General features: G+C 39.8%; 18 protein-coding genes. 4 read left to right on the forward strand and 14 right to left on the reverse strand.

All coding sequences use genetic code 11. The features are described 5' to 3' along the window. Positions 1-100: 100 nt before the first annotated feature. From V6C71_14930 to V6C71_14960, 7 genes are all read right to left on the reverse strand, one after another. Positions 101-274: a hypothetical protein gene (locus V6C71_14930; protein HEY9769763.1), complete on the reverse strand. Its 174-nt coding sequence runs from the start codon at positions 272-274 to the stop codon at positions 101-103. A gap of 269 nt (positions 275-543) precedes the next feature. Further along, positions 544-903: a dihydroneopterin aldolase gene (folB, locus tag V6C71_14935; GenBank protein HEY9769764.1), complete on the reverse strand. Its 360-nt coding sequence runs from the start codon at positions 901-903 to the stop codon at positions 544-546. A gap of 19 nt (positions 904-922) precedes the next feature. Continuing rightward, a complete protein-coding gene (proA, locus tag V6C71_14940; GenBank protein ID HEY9769765.1) occupies positions 923-2,227 on the reverse strand; it encodes a glutamate-5-semialdehyde dehydrogenase in 1,305 nt (434 codons plus the stop codon). 253 nt (positions 2,228-2,480) lie between these two features. Continuing rightward, positions 2,481-3,251, reverse strand: coding sequence for a carbonic anhydrase family protein (locus tag V6C71_14945; GenBank protein ID HEY9769766.1), 771 nt, complete (start codon positions 3,249-3,251; stop codon positions 2,481-2,483). 4 nt (positions 3,252-3,255) lie between these two features. Next, on the reverse strand, positions 3,256-4,362 hold the full coding sequence (locus V6C71_14950) for an FAD-dependent oxidoreductase (GenBank protein ID HEY9769767.1): 1,107 nt from the start codon (positions 4,360-4,362) through the stop codon (positions 3,256-3,258). Between the two features lie 271 nt (positions 4,363-4,633). Continuing rightward, positions 4,634-5,197: a photosystem II protein PsbQ gene (psbQ, locus tag V6C71_14955; GenBank protein HEY9769768.1), complete on the reverse strand. Its 564-nt coding sequence runs from the start codon at positions 5,195-5,197 to the stop codon at positions 4,634-4,636. 96 nt (positions 5,198-5,293) lie between these two features. Further along, complete coding sequence (locus tag V6C71_14960) at positions 5,294-6,136, reverse strand: alpha/beta fold hydrolase (protein ID HEY9769769.1); 843 nt, start codon at positions 6,134-6,136, stop codon at positions 5,294-5,296. A gap of 217 nt (positions 6,137-6,353) precedes the next feature. Between V6C71_14960 and V6C71_14965 the strand changes: the two genes are divergently transcribed. Then, on the forward strand, positions 6,354-6,770 hold the full coding sequence (locus V6C71_14965) for a GNAT family N-acetyltransferase (GenBank protein HEY9769770.1): 417 nt from the start codon (positions 6,354-6,356) through the stop codon (positions 6,768-6,770). Positions 6,771-7,076: 306 nt separating this feature from the next. Here the strand turns inward: V6C71_14965 and glnT are convergent, their stop codons facing one another. Continuing rightward, positions 7,077-8,381 (reverse strand): type III glutamate--ammonia ligase, encoded by a 1,305-nt coding sequence (glnT, locus tag V6C71_14970; protein ID HEY9769771.1) that lies wholly within the window; start codon positions 8,379-8,381, stop codon positions 7,077-7,079. 262 nt (positions 8,382-8,643) lie between these two features. On the opposite strand from glnT, the gene V6C71_14975 reads away from it, so the two are divergent. The 3 genes from V6C71_14975 to V6C71_14985 all read left to right on the forward strand — a co-directional run bounded on the left by V6C71_14975 (position 8,644) and on the right by V6C71_14985 (position 10,340). Then, positions 8,644-8,886, forward strand: coding sequence for a type II toxin-antitoxin system prevent-host-death family antitoxin (locus V6C71_14975; protein HEY9769772.1), 243 nt, complete (start codon positions 8,644-8,646; stop codon positions 8,884-8,886). Beyond that, a complete protein-coding gene (locus V6C71_14980; GenBank protein ID HEY9769773.1) occupies positions 8,886-9,263 on the forward strand; it encodes a type II toxin-antitoxin system VapC family toxin in 378 nt (125 codons plus the stop codon). Before V6C71_14975 ends, V6C71_14980 begins: the two co-directional genes overlap by 1 nt. A 204-nt stretch (positions 9,264-9,467) precedes the next feature. Next, positions 9,468-10,340 carry an NAD(P)-dependent oxidoreductase gene (locus V6C71_14985; GenBank protein HEY9769774.1) on the forward strand — a complete coding sequence of 291 codons (873 nt, stop codon included), beginning with the start codon at positions 9,468-9,470 and terminating at the stop codon, positions 10,338-10,340. 91 nt (positions 10,341-10,431) lie between these two features. Here V6C71_14985 and V6C71_14990 read toward each other — a convergent pair whose 3' ends face one another. The 6 genes from V6C71_14990 to pruA all read right to left on the reverse strand — a co-directional run bounded on the left by V6C71_14990 (position 10,432) and on the right by pruA (position 17,248). Then, a complete protein-coding gene (locus tag V6C71_14990) occupies positions 10,432-10,680 on the reverse strand; it encodes a hypothetical protein (protein ID HEY9769775.1) in 249 nt (82 codons plus the stop codon). A 281-nt stretch (positions 10,681-10,961) separates the two neighbouring features. Further along, positions 10,962-11,657 carry a hypothetical protein gene (locus V6C71_14995; GenBank protein ID HEY9769776.1) on the reverse strand — a complete coding sequence of 232 codons (696 nt, stop codon included), beginning with the start codon at positions 11,655-11,657 and terminating at the stop codon, positions 10,962-10,964. A gap of 63 nt (positions 11,658-11,720) precedes the next feature. After that, positions 11,721-12,131 carry a peptide-methionine (R)-S-oxide reductase MsrB gene (msrB, locus tag V6C71_15000; GenBank protein ID HEY9769777.1) on the reverse strand — a complete coding sequence of 137 codons (411 nt, stop codon included), beginning with the start codon at positions 12,129-12,131 and terminating at the stop codon, positions 11,721-11,723. Positions 12,132-12,262: 131 nt separating this feature from the next. After that, complete coding sequence (locus tag V6C71_15005; GenBank protein ID HEY9769778.1) at positions 12,263-13,357, reverse strand: HAMP domain-containing sensor histidine kinase; 1,095 nt, start codon at positions 13,355-13,357, stop codon at positions 12,263-12,265. A gap of 66 nt (positions 13,358-13,423) precedes the next feature. Continuing rightward, positions 13,424-14,239 carry a DNA/RNA non-specific endonuclease gene (locus V6C71_15010; GenBank protein HEY9769779.1) on the reverse strand — a complete coding sequence of 272 codons (816 nt, stop codon included), beginning with the start codon at positions 14,237-14,239 and terminating at the stop codon, positions 13,424-13,426. Positions 14,240-14,263: 24 nt separating this feature from the next. Next, entirely contained in the window at positions 14,264-17,248 is a 2,985-nt protein-coding gene (pruA, locus tag V6C71_15015; protein ID HEY9769780.1) for an L-glutamate gamma-semialdehyde dehydrogenase, read from the reverse strand. Between the last annotated feature and the right edge of the window lie 10 nt (positions 17,249-17,258).

The raw sequence follows: 17,258 nt of genomic DNA on the forward strand, positions 1-17,258 counted from the left end.
TTTTTGTTAGTTTATTGACAATCTATTTTTTTAATTGTTCGGCACAAATTATATTGCCATAAAGTTTGCTTGGAGTAAATTTGCTTTATTTAGGCTCAAATTAATATTGCGACTTGCTCTCTTGAGAACATTCTTGCTCCCAACATTTTTTAAATAAAGTAATTTGATATAAGTACCAAAAGTGCCTGACGTTCCAAACAGAATACTGGTGACCAAGCTGCTGATTAAAATATTGCCAAATTAAATTGGTGGTTAATTTTATTTTTCTATTCATCGACCAAGAGTCCTTTATTGATAATTTAAAATGACTTTTAACTTGAGAGAGCGTTGAAAAAATCGACTTAAATCTAATCGACTAATTAAACGGACGTAGTTTTGAGGCTTCCTGAAAACGTTGACCGCCCGATGATTTTATTTGCCTTCTATTATTAAATTGCCCAATTAAATTAAATTCTCCTTGGTCGGAAATGCCTAAAATCTAATTTTAAACAACAAAGTATTAAGTATTCCTACGAATTGTCAAACTTGAGTATTTCTGTAGATTTAAGCTAAGCTTCTAGTTATATCCAAAGTAATCCGACCGCTAAACTCAGGAATTGGTGCTGCGGGTTTTGATAGCTTGACACGAACCTGGCTAACCTTGTCTAAACCTAATATCTGATCCGCGATCGCGCTAGCTAGCTTTTCGACTAAATCAAACTTAGCGGTGGTAATTTGCTGCTTAACAATGGCGATCGCTTCTCGATAGTCTAAAGTATCTTCTATATTGTCACTTTTGCCCGCAGGTACTAAATCGACCCACAAGGTCAAATCTACCTCAAACCATTGTCCTAGTACTCGCTCTTCGGGTAAATAGCCCACATATCCGTAAGCGCGAATACCACTAACTTCAATTGAATCCATTTTTGATTTTTTTGATTATTTATAAATCCTGGTGCGTGTAGGGTTTGGCATCTGAACCTGTATAGCTAGCAGCAATATGACCATTCCCAGTCATTTTGTATTTGTAGGTCACTAAACCTTCTAAGCCTACAGGGCCACGGGGAGGCATTTGCTGGGTACTTATGCCAACTTCTGCGCCAAAGCCATAGCGGAAGCCATCGGCAAAGCGAGTGGAACAATTATGATACACTCCCGCAGCGTCTACTTGGTTTTGGAAGATATCTGCTGTTTGACTGTCTTCGGTAACGATCGCATCAGTATGTTTTGAGCCATATTGGTTGATATGAGCGATCGCCCTCTCTAGAGAATCAACAATTTTGATAGCGAGGATTAAATCGCTATATTCAGTTTTCCAATCGTGTTCTTTAGCTGGAGTAGCTGCGATAATTTTCCTGGTTGCTTCATCTCCTCGCAATTGCACTCCTGCTGTTTCTAAGGCAGTTGCAATCTGAGGCAGAAACTCCTCGGCAATATCCTCATGTACTAATAACGTCTCGATCGCGTTACAGGCTGCGGGATACTGAGTTTTAGCATCAACGGTAATTTTAATTGCCTTATCTGGATCGGCTGCTCGATCTAAATATAGATGACAAATACCATCGGCATGACCTAGTACGGGAATACGAGTGTTGTCCTGCACGTATCGGACAAAAGAATTTGAGCCTCTAGGGATAATTAGGTCTACATAGCGATCGAGTTTTAATAACTGTTTAATTTCTTCTCTGGTAGTCAACAACTGTACCGCAGCGGGATTAACTTTGGTAGACTCTAATGCCTGATGAATCACTTTAGTCAATGCCTGACAAGAGTTAATCGCTTCTGTGCCACCTTTGAGAATTACCCCATTACCAGACTTAATCGCCAAACTGGTAATTTGAATTAAAGCTTCAGGACGCGCCTCAAAAATAATGCCTAATACTCCCAATGGGCAAGTAACCCGCTTTAAGATTAATCCTCGATCTAACTCGCGGTGTATTTGATTCACACCGACTGGATCGTCTAATTTAGCTACATCTCGCACACCAGCGATCGCTGCTTGCAGTTTAGATTCTCCTAACTTTAGTCTGGCATATAGTGCGGGAGCAATATTATTTTTTGATGCTGCTTTAAGATCGGCTTCGTTGGCAGCAATTAATTCGGTCTTAGCTACTTCTAAAGCTTGCGCTATCGCTTCTAAAGCAGAATTTCTATCTTCTATAGATAATACTGCCAGTTTGCCTGCTGCTGCGCGGGTTTGTTGAGCAATTTCGATTAAGAAGGATGATGCTGTTTGAGAGGCTACCATTATCGCTGCTAATTTATAGTACGAGTTTACCAAGAATACAGTTTATAGCTATTAGCTAGTCGGTTGGTCAGCGCGATCGCACTTGCCAACAAAAATTTTAATCTTGTTGAATTTCACTAACAACCTTTAAACAAGAATGTATAATCAATTTTTTAACCCAACCTACGAGAATTTTTGAGCTAGCTTAATATAAGAAGTATCAACAATTTTAACGGATGGAGTTAATCGAAGAGTACAAATTTTTTTGCGCTAATCAATTAAATTCCAGTAACGCTCTTTGATTTAACGCTTGAATCGGTCTGGCATTATTGCCAATCACTTCTAGAAAACGAGCAATTTGCCATTTTGATACTGATATTGGTTGCTTCAAAACCAGCCAGGTAACAATTTCTGAACAGGGAGGAGTGGTAAGAGAACCTAGATAGCGATAGTATCGATCGCTGTTTTTAGGCAGCAACTGGAGAGCATTAATCACCAAGTCTGACACTTGAGCTTCTCGATCAGCTAAATTATCGGCAACGGAAATTTTTTGCCAGATAGTGTCTAAAGCTGGATTAATTGCACCTTCAGACATTAACACAGCCAAGACAACTAAATCACCTGTAGCTAAATTCTGATGTACAAAATGCGCCTCCATCGCAAACGGCTTGCCTAATACTAGATGCTCACTAGGTTGATGAAAATGAAACTGCAACAGTTCGTATACTTGACCATCTAAAGTTAAATTACTTCCTGGCTGATAGTTAACTCTAATAGTGCGACCGTTGTTGACAATTGCCAAAGGCGTATCTTGATAATTAAGTTCTAAGTTCCCCACAGCGGCAGTTACTCCAGATTCTAGATTAATTGGTGATTGAGCTTGACCTGAACTGCAAACCGCAAACTCCGAATCGAGTTCTCCCCAAAAGTCTGTCCCCGTTTCTCCCGTGTAACTCCAGGTACTAGCCCGCGCCCTGTCTGAAGGTAAATAGTTCAAGGCGATCGCTTCTACCAGCAAAAATTTTAATAAACCTCTTCGCTTCATCAATCTAAATTGTCTTTTTCCTGGTTAAAATCTGAGCGACTTCTATAGCTGTTGCAGGAGCGAGTAAGACACCGTTACGATAGTGTGCCGTAGCTAGCAAAACATTACTATAGCCAGATAGGTTTTCAATGATTGGGGCGGAAATGCCTTCAGGACGAGGTCGTTTACCAGACCAAGTTTCTAACACAGTTGCGGTTTTTAAATCTGGACAAAAAGCGATCGCACCCTGGATCACTTTCTTTAATAATTCAGCATCAGCAATACTTTCTCCTGTTTCGGTGGGAAATTCTACCGTTGCACCCAGCCAATATGCTCGATCGCCTAAAGGTACGAGATGAATATCATTACCTGTAATTACGGGTTGAAAATTTGGATTACCCAAAGAGCGATCCAACCTAAGTTTAATCGCCTGTCCTAATACAGGACGGATCGCAATAGTTTGCTGTAAAGATTTAGTTAAAGGAGTTGAACCCAAACCTGCGGCAATAATTAGCTGTTCGACTTCAATTTTGCCAATAGTGGTTGCTATTTGCTGACAGGTTGATAGTTCATGATCTGAGTGAGTAGTAAAATCCTTTACCTCTACTCCAAAGTGAAACTTAACTCCGTTAGCTGTGGCAGCAGCGACGAGAGCTTTAGTAAGTTCAACAGGATTAACTTGTGCATCCTGGGGAGAATATACAGCACCAATAATTTGCTCGCTGACTAGATGAGGGCATTGCTGACTAACGTAAGTGCGATCGCCTATTTCTAGTTTCCAGCCTGACAAAGCGCGAAATTCCTGTAGCTTTTGCCATTTTTCTAAATCATCTCCCCTAAACAACAGTTTAAAGATTCCCTGACGATTTACAGAAATATTCAGCCCTGTTTTAGCTTCAAGTTCAGAAATTAAAGTTGGATAGCGTTTCAAACTCGTAGCACGAAACCGCCAAGCCCTGCCTTTTTTCTTATGGCTAATTGCCCCCATCAATACTCCCAAAGCTGCCCTAGTTGAACCAGAAGCAGGAGTATTTTTTTCAACTACGGTAATATCTAACCCTGAAACCAGGCTAAGTTCATAGGCGATCGCTGCGCCGACAACCCCACAGCCAATAATGACAATTTTGCTCATCTTATACCAATTCTCTTGTATTAGCTGGACAGATAAATAACACTCGTAGCGCGATCAATCATCCGTGTTCATCTGTGTTCATCTGACGGGAATCATGCACGGGCATATCCTTTAGGGGACTTTTATACAGCAAAATCTCAGACAGATCGGTCTACGACTAAATCTTTGATTACTTTTGCTCAATAATATTAATTATCAACCTGTTGATAATTAATTAAAAAAGACTTGGCAGTGCCAAGCCTCTATAGCTGATGATTAGTGCCAATCCACCTTAAGCATTACCATCAAAATCAGGAGTAATTTTATCTACGGTTTCTTTAACTTCATCTTTTACACCTTCAAATACATTTTCTGCTGATTCCATTGCGGCTTCAGCTTGATTGACCGACTCTTTAGTCTGAGGAATTAAACTAGCGTAAGCATCCAGATCGGAGACGACTTCCTTATACTGATTAATTGCTACAGTGTAGTTTTTCTCGCTGACAGCAGCATCAATATTTTCAAAATGTTTGAAGATATCTTTAGCGACATTTAAAGCAGGCTCTTGTTCATCTGGAAGCAAAGCATTAGATAAATAAGTCAAGTCCCTTCTGATCGAACCAAGAGGCCCATGTAAAAAAGAATTGGCATTAGCCCAATCTTCGTTCGCAATCGACTCACCCAGTTCGGGAATTCTCTGACGGGCTACGTCTAAAGGAATACTATAAGTTCTGATTGTTTGAAGTTTTTCGGGGGTATAGGTTGGTGGCGCAGACACACTAGGCCCACCACAGCTAATTAAAAGGGTTGTAGCTAAAACTAATATTAAAGATAGAATAGGACGAAAAATTTTCATTTTACTCAAAACTGACTTTGTTACTTCAGTTTAATTTTCTCAGAAAACCTGACATCATGACATCTTCCTGAGACTTGTTCGTCTTTACGACCCAGGTTAAAAAATTTTACGCCGAAAAAATTGCACTATTTCTTTAGCAATATCTGAGGCCCAGTGTTCTTGAGGATAATGTTTGGCTTGAGCTAATTCAACCAAAGTAATATCTGAGTTAGCTGCTGCTAACTTTTTGGCATCAGCAACATTTAACCACTTATCCTCTACACCCCAAATAATTAAAGTAGGTTTTGCCCACTGACTTAAACCAGCTTCAATTTCTTTGGTTGTTGTCTTTAACTGTAATTTTTTGGCGATCGCCATTAAGGCTCTACCTACATCCGAACTTTGTAAAAAAGGTTTACGCAAAACGTTTAAATCTTTATCGGCAACCACAAAACCACTGCCCTTTTCGATATTGCGATCGACTAATAGAGGATCTTGAGTCATCATGTCCCCTACCAAAGGAAAGGTAAACTGTTTCATTGACCAAGGAAGTTTGGCATTGTCTGAAATCGGGGTATTGAGAATAATTAATCCTTCGATGCGATCGGGATTTTGTAGGGCATACTGTATCCCTACTGAACCCAGAAATCCTTGGACTACTAGGTAATATTTTTCTAACTTTAGCGCAGTAATTAATTCGTCTAACTCTTTGATAAATGCTTCAGGAGTATAGGCAAAATCTCGCTGATTAGGTTTATCGGAAAATCCGCAGCCAATCCAGTCTGGGGCAATACTAGGAATTTCTGACTCAGCTAAAAAAGACATTAATTTTTGCCAAGTATAGCTATGGGAAGGTAAGCCATGTAAAAAGAGAACAGGAGTACGCTCACTCTCTACTTCAGTCTGACGATAAAACCACTCGAACTTACCAACCTGGATTTTATTTGTTTTAATCGACATTTATTTTTTATGTTTGTTAACTCATTAAAAGGTTTAGTTGGGTTTCACGCTTTGTTCTAACGCCACTTGCTACAACGGAGGATACCTCCACGACGCGTTTGCCCGTGCATGACTAACTTCGTGTCCTAAAGGATACCGCTCCGCATATCCTTTAGGGCATATCCTTTAGGGCAACGCAGTGGCTTCCCAATCTACCAATCTTATTACTTTTGAGAAATTGTATTATACTCTTCGCCAAGCTACCGTCAAAGATATCGAAATACTCGATCGCATTCATGCTGAAAACATGAAGGGTTATGTTGAACAAGTTTACCCTTGGAATCCTACTTTATTTCGCGACTCTTTTAGCTCACAGGATTATCAAATAATTGAGCTAAGAAATTTTCCAATTGGTTTTATTAAAGTTGTGGTTACTACCGAAATCTATTTAGCAGAAATTCAAATAGACCGTCATTATCAAAATCAAGGTATTGGTACGAGTTTGATTGCCTCGATTATCAAGCGATCGCAACTGAATAATCAAAAATTATGGCTCAAGGTTCTTAAAGTAAATCCCGCTGAAAGGTTGTATGAAAGATTGGGATTTAACGTATTTGAAGAAACATCTACTCACAAAATGATGAGGTTAAACTAAAAATATTTTTTAATAATAATTTGATACTGAATTTACCATTTCTATGGTCAAATAATTTTGAAAGCGTATAAACTCATCAATATTCAACTAAAATCAAAACAAGAAAAATTTATTCAAGACAAGATTGCTAGTAGTGTATACAATAACGCTGATGATGTAATTACATAAGCTTTTAAGCTTTTAAAAGCAAAAGAAGGAACAATAAAAGAACTGCAAGACAAAATTGCTGTTGGAAAACAACTAGCTAACGGACAATTAACTGATGGTGAACAGGTTTTTAATCGTCTACAAGAGAAGATTAAACAATTAACAGTTCAGTGTGTTATCGAGTTCCCAATTAGTAATTTGGTTACTGTATTCATTCCACTGTTGATATTTGAGTTTTAAATAAGATGCAATAAAAGGTTCGCCAAAGGCGGCTGGAAAAACTTGATTTTTTTCCAAGCTACGCAAGGCATCTAACAAATTGGCGGGAAGTCGCTTCACTTGTTCTGGTGGTAGTGGATCGGTATAGCTATTATTGTTAGAGCGATCGCCTGGATCGATTTTACGTTTGATACCGTCTAAACCAGCGGCAATAATCGCCGCGGGAAGTAAATAAGGATTTGCAGCACCGTCTCCTAGTCGTAGTTCAAAGCGATCTAAATCGGGGATGCGAATCATGTGAGTGCGATTATTACCGCTATAGCTTATCGTATTGGGCGACCATGTTGCACCAGAGATGGTTATGGGGGAATTAATCCGCTTGTAGGAATTAACTGTAGGATTGCTAAACGCACACAAGGCAGAAGCCGACTCAAGTATTCCTCCGATGAATTGATAGGCTAAGGGAGAAAGTTCTAAATCCTCGTCTGTTTCTCGAAATAAATTAGTCTTACTAACATTATCCCAAACAGAAATATGAGTATGGCAACCGTTGCCTGTTAGGTTACTAAATGGTTTAGGCATAAAGGTAGCGCGAAATCCATGTTGTTCGGCAATACTTTTCACCATATACTTAAAAAAGACATGACGATCTGCCGTAACCAAGGCATCAGCGTAATCCCAGTTCATTTCAAACTGTCCGTTGGCATCTTCGTGATCGTTTTGATAGGGTTTCCACCCTAGAGATAGCATCCCATCGCAGATCTCACTCACCACATCGTAACGACGCATCAAAGCCTGTTGATTGTAGCAAGGTTTAGCAGCGCGATCGCGATTATCAGAAATTTCGTGAGCATCGGCAGATAACAAAAAATATTCGCACTCAACCCCTGTCATAATTGTATAACCCAGTTCTTGGGCCTGTTTTAGCATCTGCTTTAAAATGAGTCGGGGAGTTTGTGATATTGGTTCACCGTCTAATCCATAAAGATCGGCTGGCATCCATGCCACATCTTTTTGCCAAGGTAGCTGAAATAAGCGATCGCGATCGGGTACTGCCAAGATATCAGGATCGGCAGCAGTCATATCTAACCAGGCTGCAAATCCGGCAAACCCTGCCCCGTTTTCCGCCATTTCATCAATACTTTGGGCAGGAACTAGTTTAGCCCTCTGTACCCCGAATAGATCGGTAAAAGAAATCAGAAAATAACGAATTTCGCGATCGCGCGCCAGTTCGGACAATAGCATATTAATGAACAATACCTCACACAACTAACCCATACTATGAGGCGATCGCCTATAGATATTTGTAGCTATCAATACTATTCACTTTGAGCATCGTCAAATAAGCTAATAATTTCTTGGTCTTCTTTATCCAAGTCATCACTCATTACAAATAGCTGAGTTTTGGCTTCATAGAGTATTAATCAGCAATAAGTTCTAACACTATTTATTTGGCAAAGATGCCATTATATAATTAGCTAAGTCTAGCTAATCTATTTGTAGTAGCATGAAAATAGCAAATATTCACGAAGCCAAATCGCAACTGTCGAAATTAATTGAATCAGCTTTAGCAGGAGAAGAAATTATTATTGCTAAAGCGGGAAAGCCCCTCGTCAAATTGATTCCCTACCAAGAAAATAAAACTCCTCGAACCCCTGGAGGATGGGAAGGAAAAGTAATTATGAGCGATGATTTTGATAATGAACTTCCAGCAGATATTCTGGCGGGCTTTCTGGGTGAAGAAGAGTAATGCACCTACTGTTGGATACTCATACTTTGATTTGGTGGTTAGCTAACAATTCTACTCTTTCTATTACAGCAAAAGGGGCGATCGCCAATCCAGATAATTTAGTATTTGTTTCTGCTGCTTCGGCTTGGGAAATTGCCATCAAAAAGTCTTTAGGTAAACTACAAGCACCAGATGATCTGCAAAAACAAATTGAAGAAACCAAATTTAGACCATTAGCAATAAATATAGACCATGCCTTAGCGATCGAACATTTACCTTATTATCACCAAGATCCTTTTGACCGTATTTTAATCGCTCAAGCAATTTACGAACAGCTCACAATTGTTACTCGCGATCGCATATTCAAGTCTTACGATGTTGCTATTATTCAAAGTTAAACTAAATTATCGAATTGATTAAAAACCATTTTTACTCAACCTCTTTCAATAATTGAACGATCGCTTTTTTGATAAACGCTTCATTTTCAGGATTTTGATTAGGTTTTATATACTATGCTTGCTTCTGATAATTTAGTCTAAAGTAAAATTTGACTTACTATACAAGTAAAGCTTAGTGTATGTAAGAGCAATTTATTAGAAGGAATGAAAAAATTATTAGTAACAGGAGCAAGTGGTTTTTTAGGCTGGAATTTATGTCAATATGCCCAAACAGATTGGAAAGTATATGGAACTTATTTTAGCCACGAAGTAACAATAACTGGGGCAACTTTATCGAAAACTGATTTAAAAGATTTTTCTGCTTTAGATCAATTATTTAAAGAAATAAAACCTGATGCAGTAATTCATACTGCCGCGGCTTCTAAACCGAATTTTTGCCAAACTCATCGAGAAGAATCTTATGCTATCAACGTTACTGCTGCGGTAAATATTGCTCGTTTGTGTAGTGAAAATAATCTTCCCTGCGCCTTTACCTCAACAGATTTAGTCTTTGATGGCAAACATCCTTTATATAAAGAAACCGATCCTGTTTGTCCGATAAATTATTACGGAGAACAAAAAGTAGTAGCCGAACAAAAAATGAGCGAAATTTATCCCGCGATCGCTTTATGTCGAATGCCTTTGATGTTTGGGTTAGCTTCCCCTGTTTCTCCTAGCTTTGTCCAGGGTATGGTTAATAACTTAAAAGCTGGCAAAGTAACAAACTTATTTACCGATGAATTTAGGACTCCCGCTAGTGCTAAGGCTGCATCGCAAGGATTATTATTAGCTATAGAAAAACAAGTACAAGGAGTTTTACACCTGGGAGGCAAAGATCGTATCTCTCGCTATAATTTTGGTTTATTGCTAGCCAATATTTTGCAATTATCGACAGATTTAATTCAGCCAGGTAAACAAGCGGATGTAATTATGGTAGCACCGCGATCGCCCGATACGTCTTTAGATAGCACTAAGGCTTTTGCTTTAGGTTATCAACCTTTATCTTTAAAACAAGAGTTAAATAAGATCCTACTCTAGATCGATATTTAACTCTTGCCAGATTTTTTAAATTAGCTATTACTGTAACGCAAAAAAACAGCAATTATTCTGCTAAAAAAAGAGCCAATTTTTATTTTTCTGATTTATAAAGAGACTCTTGAAATTCTCGACCCATCATACTTCCAAATTGAGACCAACCCATATTAGGGGTTTTAGCTAAATTAGACTTAATTCGTTCGAGTTTTTTTCTCAATCCCATTAATTCTGTGGCGTTAGGAGGCAAAATTTCATTATAAGCTGATGCCAATTCCTCGTTGGTTACCGTATTAAAGTCAATAGACTCTCCAACTACAATTAAATTACGAACGATAGGCAACATATTATTTTCTCGATTATTTGGGTTAAAAAAACTTTTAACATTTGTTTGACCAAATGTTAAAAGTTTAATTAATAATACTAACTACAAGCGAAATTTTCAACTTAATTTATTATTAGTTGTTATCTTTAATTTTAAATTGGGGTTAGATCAATTAGTTTACAATACATTTATCTTACCTAAATAGTTGTTAAAAATATTTAATAGCTTGATATTAAGTTATAATATCCTCAAATATTTTTTGAAGTAGGTTGCAGTTTGAATGCTTCTAATATATAGCTTACTTAAAATAGTAATTCTAAATTAATACCTGCACGATTATCGTTATTTTCGATTGAGTTTTGCCATTCTAAGTTTGTAGATAAGCGTAAGTTGGAAATAACTGCGTAGCCAACGGACAAAGAAGTAATGCCTACTTCTTCGCTAGCTCCTGGAGAAATAAAGCTTTGAGATAGAGAAATATCACCCGCGCCAGTGCGCGAAAAAGCCAGCATCAGTCTTAAACCAAGGTGCAACCCGTCAGTATTAAAGTCATTACTTTGAACATAACGATAGCCAACGAGAGGAGCAATGTTTATATAGTTACCTAAAGGTAATAAGAAATAATGCAAATCTGCGCCAAAAGCATTGCGATCGCCATTAAATGCTGATTGATAGTCGGTGCTAAAAGTTAAACCAGTGCGCTTAATAAAAATATCTTCGATGCCGAAATTGATTCCTGCGGCATCATTAGAAGGAAAGTCAGTAAACCCAAGGCGTAAGCGTGTCCGAAAACTAGGATCGTGTCGAATGTCTTCTCTAACATCGGGGACTTCTTTTAACCAACGTTGCAGTGTCGGACTTTCTTGAATTACGCGATCGGGAATATCTAGATTTGTGTCTGCTTCTTGAGCAATGACGGGAAGGTTGACAAGGCTAATAAAACCAATTTGCCAACCAAAGCTGATAGACAACAGCTTTAAAAGATTAATGGCGTTCAAAGATTTACCCTAAATTTTCCTCAGCCAGTCTATCTTAAATGATCGAATGATCGTTGATAAGTCTTACTTTTCTGGAACAAACTTTAAAGATACACCGTTCATACAGTAGCGTTCTCCAGTGGGTTGAGGACCATCATTAAATACATGACCCAAATGACCGCCACAGCGACTACAGTGTACTTCTGTTCTAGTCATAAACAAGGAGCGATCTGTAGTAGTATCGATCGCCTCTGTTAAAGGTTTGTAAAAACTAGGCCATCCTGTACCGCTATTAAATTTGGTTTCAGAAGTAAACACAGGTTGACCGCAGCCAGCACAGAGATATGTACCATCGTCATAAACTTTGTCCAAAGAACTTGTCCCTGCTCTTTCTGTTCCATGTTTACGTAACACTTTGAACTGTTCGGGAGTTAAAGATTGTTTCCATTCCTGCTCGGATTTTTGAATTTCGTATTGATTTTCCGAAGTTGCCATAATTGTTAAATTGATAATTGTGAAGATTTGCAAATATTATTATTATGGCGTGAGTTCAACCGAAACGAAATTGGCTGATTGCCGTATGTTGATTGTTAGCTTTGAACAAAACTGACAGTGCTGGAGAAAATTTAAGCTATGGGAAGACAAAAACGAAAGACGCTCCCTTTGCCTAGTTCGCTTTTCACTTCAATGCGACCACCCTGCAATTCTACCAGACGACGAGCGATCGCCAGTCCAATACCCGTTCCCCCTGAATGACTGGCGCGGGAGGGATCGGCACGCCAAAAACGTTCAAATACATAGGATAGGTCTTTCTCGGCAATTCCCACTCCCGTATCGGTTACAGAGATCCACACCTGGCGATTAATTTTGATTGCTTCTACGACGATCGAGCCAGTTTCAGTGTAGCGAATCGCGTTACCTAATAAGTTGACTAAAATTTGTTCAGTGCGATCGCGATCGGCTAACACAGGAGGAATATCTTGAGGACAGTTTAATTTCAACTCTGGACCTTCTTCTAACAATTGATCGGCAAAACGTTCCACTAGAGAAACAAGTAAAGGACGCAAATTAATCTTGCGTAAGTTGATTGATAAATAACCAGCTTCTGCCTTAGAAAGTTCCTGTAAATCGTGAATTAATCGTTCTAAACGTCTTGTTTCTTTAATTAAACGTAAATAAAGTTCAGGAGTACCATCAATTCTGTCATCAGCCAGTTCTTCCAAATAACCTCGCACTACGGTTAAAGGTGTACGTAGTTCGTGAGTTAAATCGCTAATTAATTCTCTTCGTCTTTGTTCCACATCTCTAATACTGCTTGCCATCGAGTTGAAGCTGACGCTCAACTGATTTAATTCAGGAATGTCGCTTTCAGGAACTCTTTCGGCTAAATCTCCTGCTGCAAAATTTTGAGTGATTCGCTTCATCTGCTTAACAGGTTGAGTAATCCGCTTGGAAGAAATATAGCTTACACCTCCTGCGGCACTTGCTCCGACTATAACTGATAGAATTGCGCTGCGATTCCAAGCGTTTTGAAATCCTTCTACTAAGTAAGTACGAGCTGAACGAACGGTAAAAATACCTCTTTTTTCTAATTGTTCTAGACGCAAGACAAACATTCTGGGAGAAGAAACTTTAGCAATAATGACAAAGCTGCCTAATCCCACCATCATTACCAATAAATGTGAAATAAATAACCTCGCTCCTAAACTTAGTTTTGGCATTATGTCAGATCTATAGTTTGAGTTTTAATAACGTAATCAGCCAACATAGCTTATATTACTTGTGAATCATTGATAGTAAGTCTGTTCAATTTTTTGCTGTATACCTTGGGGGATTTTGCTAAAAAAGTTATATCCCGTTTTCTTTTCTACCTCATCTACAGATACGATGTAGTCTTGCCAATATGTGTTGCGCACCTGCTCAGAATTGGGTATCCAGACAGCAAGGGTAGCAACATTCTGTTTAGTTATCTCGGCATCTGCTCGATCTAAAATTAAGATAACTTTCCAGGTAAATTCGGGAACAACCACTTTACTTTGGGCAATTTTTTGGGCAATGCTGTTCCCCCCTGCCACAATATAGAGTTGCTTGCCTTGGAAAACTAAATTTCGGCTATATTCTTCTAATTCCCGCCAGACTTCGCGATTGTTACTAGGAGACTGAGGGATAATATTGGTCATGATGAAAGTACTGCTATTATCGGATCTACTGCTAGTGCGATCGCCACTGGGAACTAGATGTCCGCGATCGTAACCACTGCCTCGATAGTCATTTGGTCTGACGGCATAGCAATTAGTTGGTAGGTCGATGTTGGGACGAAAATCATCGACACGTTCTGTTGTGCCGATCCAACTGCGATCGAGCTGCCAACTAACCCAGTTAGCTATTCCTGCATTGCAGTTATAAGACAAGGCATATTCAGCTTGTTCAATTAGATAGTTGTTCTGGTTGCCGTTTGCCTGGCTGGGGTTGCCGTAGCGAAGATGTATATTTTGTGTAGCCGTGGTAGCACAACCAGTTAAAACAAAAATTAGAATTATGGCTGTGAAAGAAAATAAATTGTTAATAATCGATTTTAATTTCACAGCCGTTTGATGATTCATTCTTTAATTCCTGACAGCACCAGACTATTCTATAGGAGCAAACCCCTGACGCTGAATATTTTCCGTTACCACCCGAGGGTCTAAGAATTGTAGTAGATAATCGGGCCCTCCTGCTTTAGATCCCACCCCAGAAAGCTTAAAGCCACCAAAAGGTTGACGAGAGACGATCGCCCCAGTAATGTTGCGGTTGATATATAGGTTACCCACTTCAAACTCGCGGGATGCTTGGTCAATATGGCTGGGAGTACGGGAATATAAACCACCAGTCAGAGCGTAGTCTGTACCGTTAGCCAGAGATATAGCCTGGTCAAAATTATCTGCCTTCATTACCGCCAAAACAGGGCCAAAGATTTCTTCTTGGGCAATCGTATCTTCTGAAGTAACCCCGCTAAAAATAGTAGGAGAAACATAGTAACCACCGTCGGGAGTAGACATTTCTAAAGCTAGTTCACTTTCTTGTTTACCTTGGGTGATATATTCTAAAATGCGATCGCGAGCTTTCGGGTCAATTATCGGCCCTACCTGAATGCTAGGATTATCTGCTGCACCGACGTTCAGAGATTTAGTAGCCTCAACCAGTCTAGCAAGAAAGGCATCATGGACTGGGGATGCCACAATTACCCGCGAACAGGCTGAACATTTTTGTCCACTATAGCCAAACGCTGACTGTACTACCCCTGCTACTGCCTGGTCTAAATCGGCACTTTCATCCACAATAATGGCGTTTTTTCCGCCCATTTCGGCAATTACTCGCTTGAGATGTTTTTGTCCTGGCTGTAGTTTGGCAGCTTCTGCGTAGATTTGACAGCCAACTTCCCGCGAACCAGTAAAGGCAATTACGTGAGTGTCTTTGTGTTCGACTAAATACGTACCCACTTCTGAACCCTTGCCAGGAACATATTGAAATACTCCTTGAGGAATACCAGCTTCGACTAGAATTTCTGTCAACTTAGCCGCAATTACCGCCGAGGTGGCAGCTGGTTTTAAGAGAGTACAGTTACCTGTAACCAAAGCAGCAACGGTCATCCCAGTGGCGATCGCCAAGGGGAAATTCCAAGGAGAGATGACTACCGCAATACCTTTTGGTTGATAGAAGTAGCGGTTATTTTCACCTGCGATATCGTAGTTTGTTCCCTCAGTCAGTCTTTCCATCTCAGAGGCATAATAGCGACAAAAATCAATTGCCTCAGAAACTTCTCCGTCAGCCTGGGGAATAACTTTACCTACCTCTAAACAAATCCAGGCGTTTAATTCGTGTCGTTGCTGTTCCATCAGATCGGCAGCTTTACGTAAGATATTAGCTCTTGCTGTTGCCGAAGTATTTTTCCAAGATTGGAAGGCTTCCTTGGCGGCATTGATTGCCTGTTCTGCCTGTTCGACAGAGATTTGCCCAACTTTACCGACTAACTCTGTCGATCTTGAGGGGTTGAGTGAGTCAAGATAGTTGGCGGTTTCCAGGTATTGGCCGTTGATTAACGGTAAATAGGTTTTACCCAGTTCTTGTTTAACTTTTGCTAAAGCCTGTTCTGCTTTCATCCGTTTCTCGGTATCCGCATAATCGGTATCTGGGGCATATTGAAATGGGGTTTTATCTGGATCGATAACGCGCCTCTGGGCCATATTATCGACCACAGGAGGAGCAATTAATTCGGCAATCGGCTTTTGTTCCTGATTTTGCCGTATAAATGAACTATTTGCCGTATTTTCTAACAGCCTGCGAATTAGATAAGCCATTCCTGGTAATAGATTGCCGTAGGGAGCATATACTCTTACTCGATGTCCTCGCTTAACCAAAGCCTGAGCCAATTTATCTCCCATCCCGTATAGCACCTGCATTTCCAAGCGACGAGTTGGGATATTTAAGGTTTCGGCGATCGCGCAAGCCAAAGCCTGGGAGCGAACATTATGACTACCAATCGCTGCATAAAGATATTCATGGTTTTCCAGCAGCCGCTGCGTCATACGCTCGTAATTGAGATCTGTGGCGGCTTTTTGGTTATATACGGGCTGATCCCAGTGATTTTGTAGAGATTTAATAGTTTCTTGATCCCAATATGCTCCTTTGACCAACCTAACAGTTAGCGGATTGCCTCTGGCTTTTGCCCACTCAATTATGCTCTCTAAGTCAGAGTAAGAATCTCTAAGATAAGCTTGAAGAGTAATACCTAAATCGGTTCTACTCCGAAATTCCTCTTCCATGAGCAACTGTTTGAGAATCTCTAGCGTCAAGTCCTTATAGCGATATTGCTCCATATCAAAATGGATTGCTGCTTTGAGTTCATCTGCTTTGCGTAATAAAATTCTCAGGCGATCGCATACTTTTTCTTTACTGCCAACAGGATTAAGGGGATCGAACTGGGAATAGAATGCAGTAAGCTTGACGGATACCTGTACCTGAGGCAACTCTACACCATCGGCTAGATCTATGCCTTCTTTTCGTTTCCAGCTTTGGGCTTTTTGCGTCAGTCGTTCAATTAAATCTAGGTAGCGTTGCAGATAATCTTCGGCTTCAGCTTCCGTAATTACTGCTTCTCCTAACAGATCGATCGTATAGGTCATGCCTTCTTTACGCAGGCGATCGATAGCTTTGATTACCTCAGCAATATTTTCTCCAGCAATATATTTATATGCTAAGGTTTCTACTGCTTTAGTAATCGTAGCTGCTGCGGTTTGAGCAGGAAAAGAATCAGGATCGCTAAAGTTAAGGATACTTTTTAGTGCATTAGGCAACTCCACCGCTTCCGCACTCATATACTGTTGGAAGTGATTGGCAATCTCAGCTTTGCTTTGAAGGGCAGGAATCGCATCAATAAAGCGAAACATCTGTACCCGTAGTCCTGGATTAGCCATTGTCCAGTCCAAAACTTTATCGTCCCAGCGCATTTGATCTCGCATTCGATTAAAGATATTGTTCTTTTCTCTGGTACTTTCGATCAATTCTTGGGCGATGGACTGAGTTTTAGGTTCGTAACGGCGGTTTATTTCTACTTTATCGGCTTGAGCAACCACTATGTAAATA

It is taken from the genome of Coleofasciculaceae cyanobacterium (assembly GCA_036703275.1).
Taxonomy (GTDB): Bacteria; Cyanobacteriota; Cyanobacteriia; order Cyanobacteriales; family Xenococcaceae; genus Waterburya.

Excerpts from the sequence above, each read along its gene's own strand:
- V6C71_15010 (HEY9769779.1), bottom strand. The coding sequence starts at position 14,239 with ATGAATCATCAAACGGCTGTGAAATTAAAATCGATTATTAACAATTTA.
- V6C71_14960 (HEY9769769.1), bottom strand. The coding sequence starts at position 6,136 with ATGTCGATTAAAACAAATAAAATCCAGGTTGGTAAGTTCGAGTGGTTT.
- V6C71_14980 (HEY9769773.1), top strand. The coding sequence starts at position 8,886 with ATGCACCTACTGTTGGATACTCATACTTTGATTTGGTGGTTAGCTAAC.
- psbQ (HEY9769768.1), bottom strand. The coding sequence starts at position 5,197 with ATGAAAATTTTTCGTCCTATTCTATCTTTAATATTAGTTTTAGCTACA.
- V6C71_14945 (HEY9769766.1), bottom strand. The coding sequence starts at position 3,251 with ATGAAGCGAAGAGGTTTATTAAAATTTTTGCTGGTAGAAGCGATCGCC.
- V6C71_14930 (HEY9769763.1), bottom strand. The coding sequence starts at position 274 with ATGAATAGAAAAATAAAATTAACCACCAATTTAATTTGGCAATATTTT.
- V6C71_14975 (HEY9769772.1), top strand. The coding sequence starts at position 8,644 with ATGAAAATAGCAAATATTCACGAAGCCAAATCGCAACTGTCGAAATTA.
- glnT (HEY9769771.1), bottom strand. The coding sequence starts at position 8,381 with ATGCTATTGTCCGAACTGGCGCGCGATCGCGAAATTCGTTATTTTCTG.
- V6C71_14950 (HEY9769767.1), bottom strand. The coding sequence starts at position 4,362 with ATGAGCAAAATTGTCATTATTGGCTGTGGGGTTGTCGGCGCAGCGATC.
- proA (HEY9769765.1), bottom strand. The coding sequence starts at position 2,227 with ATGGTAGCCTCTCAAACAGCATCATCCTTCTTAATCGAAATTGCTCAA.
- V6C71_14990 (HEY9769775.1), bottom strand. The coding sequence starts at position 10,680 with ATGTTGCCTATCGTTCGTAATTTAATTGTAGTTGGAGAGTCTATTGAC.
- folB (HEY9769764.1), bottom strand. The coding sequence starts at position 903 with ATGGATTCAATTGAAGTTAGTGGTATTCGCGCTTACGGATATGTGGGC.
- msrB (HEY9769777.1), bottom strand. The coding sequence starts at position 12,131 with ATGGCAACTTCGGAAAATCAATACGAAATTCAAAAATCCGAGCAGGAA.
- V6C71_15005 (HEY9769778.1), bottom strand. The coding sequence starts at position 13,357 with ATGCCAAAACTAAGTTTAGGAGCGAGGTTATTTATTTCACATTTATTG.
- V6C71_14985 (HEY9769774.1), top strand. The coding sequence starts at position 9,468 with ATGAAAAAATTATTAGTAACAGGAGCAAGTGGTTTTTTAGGCTGGAAT.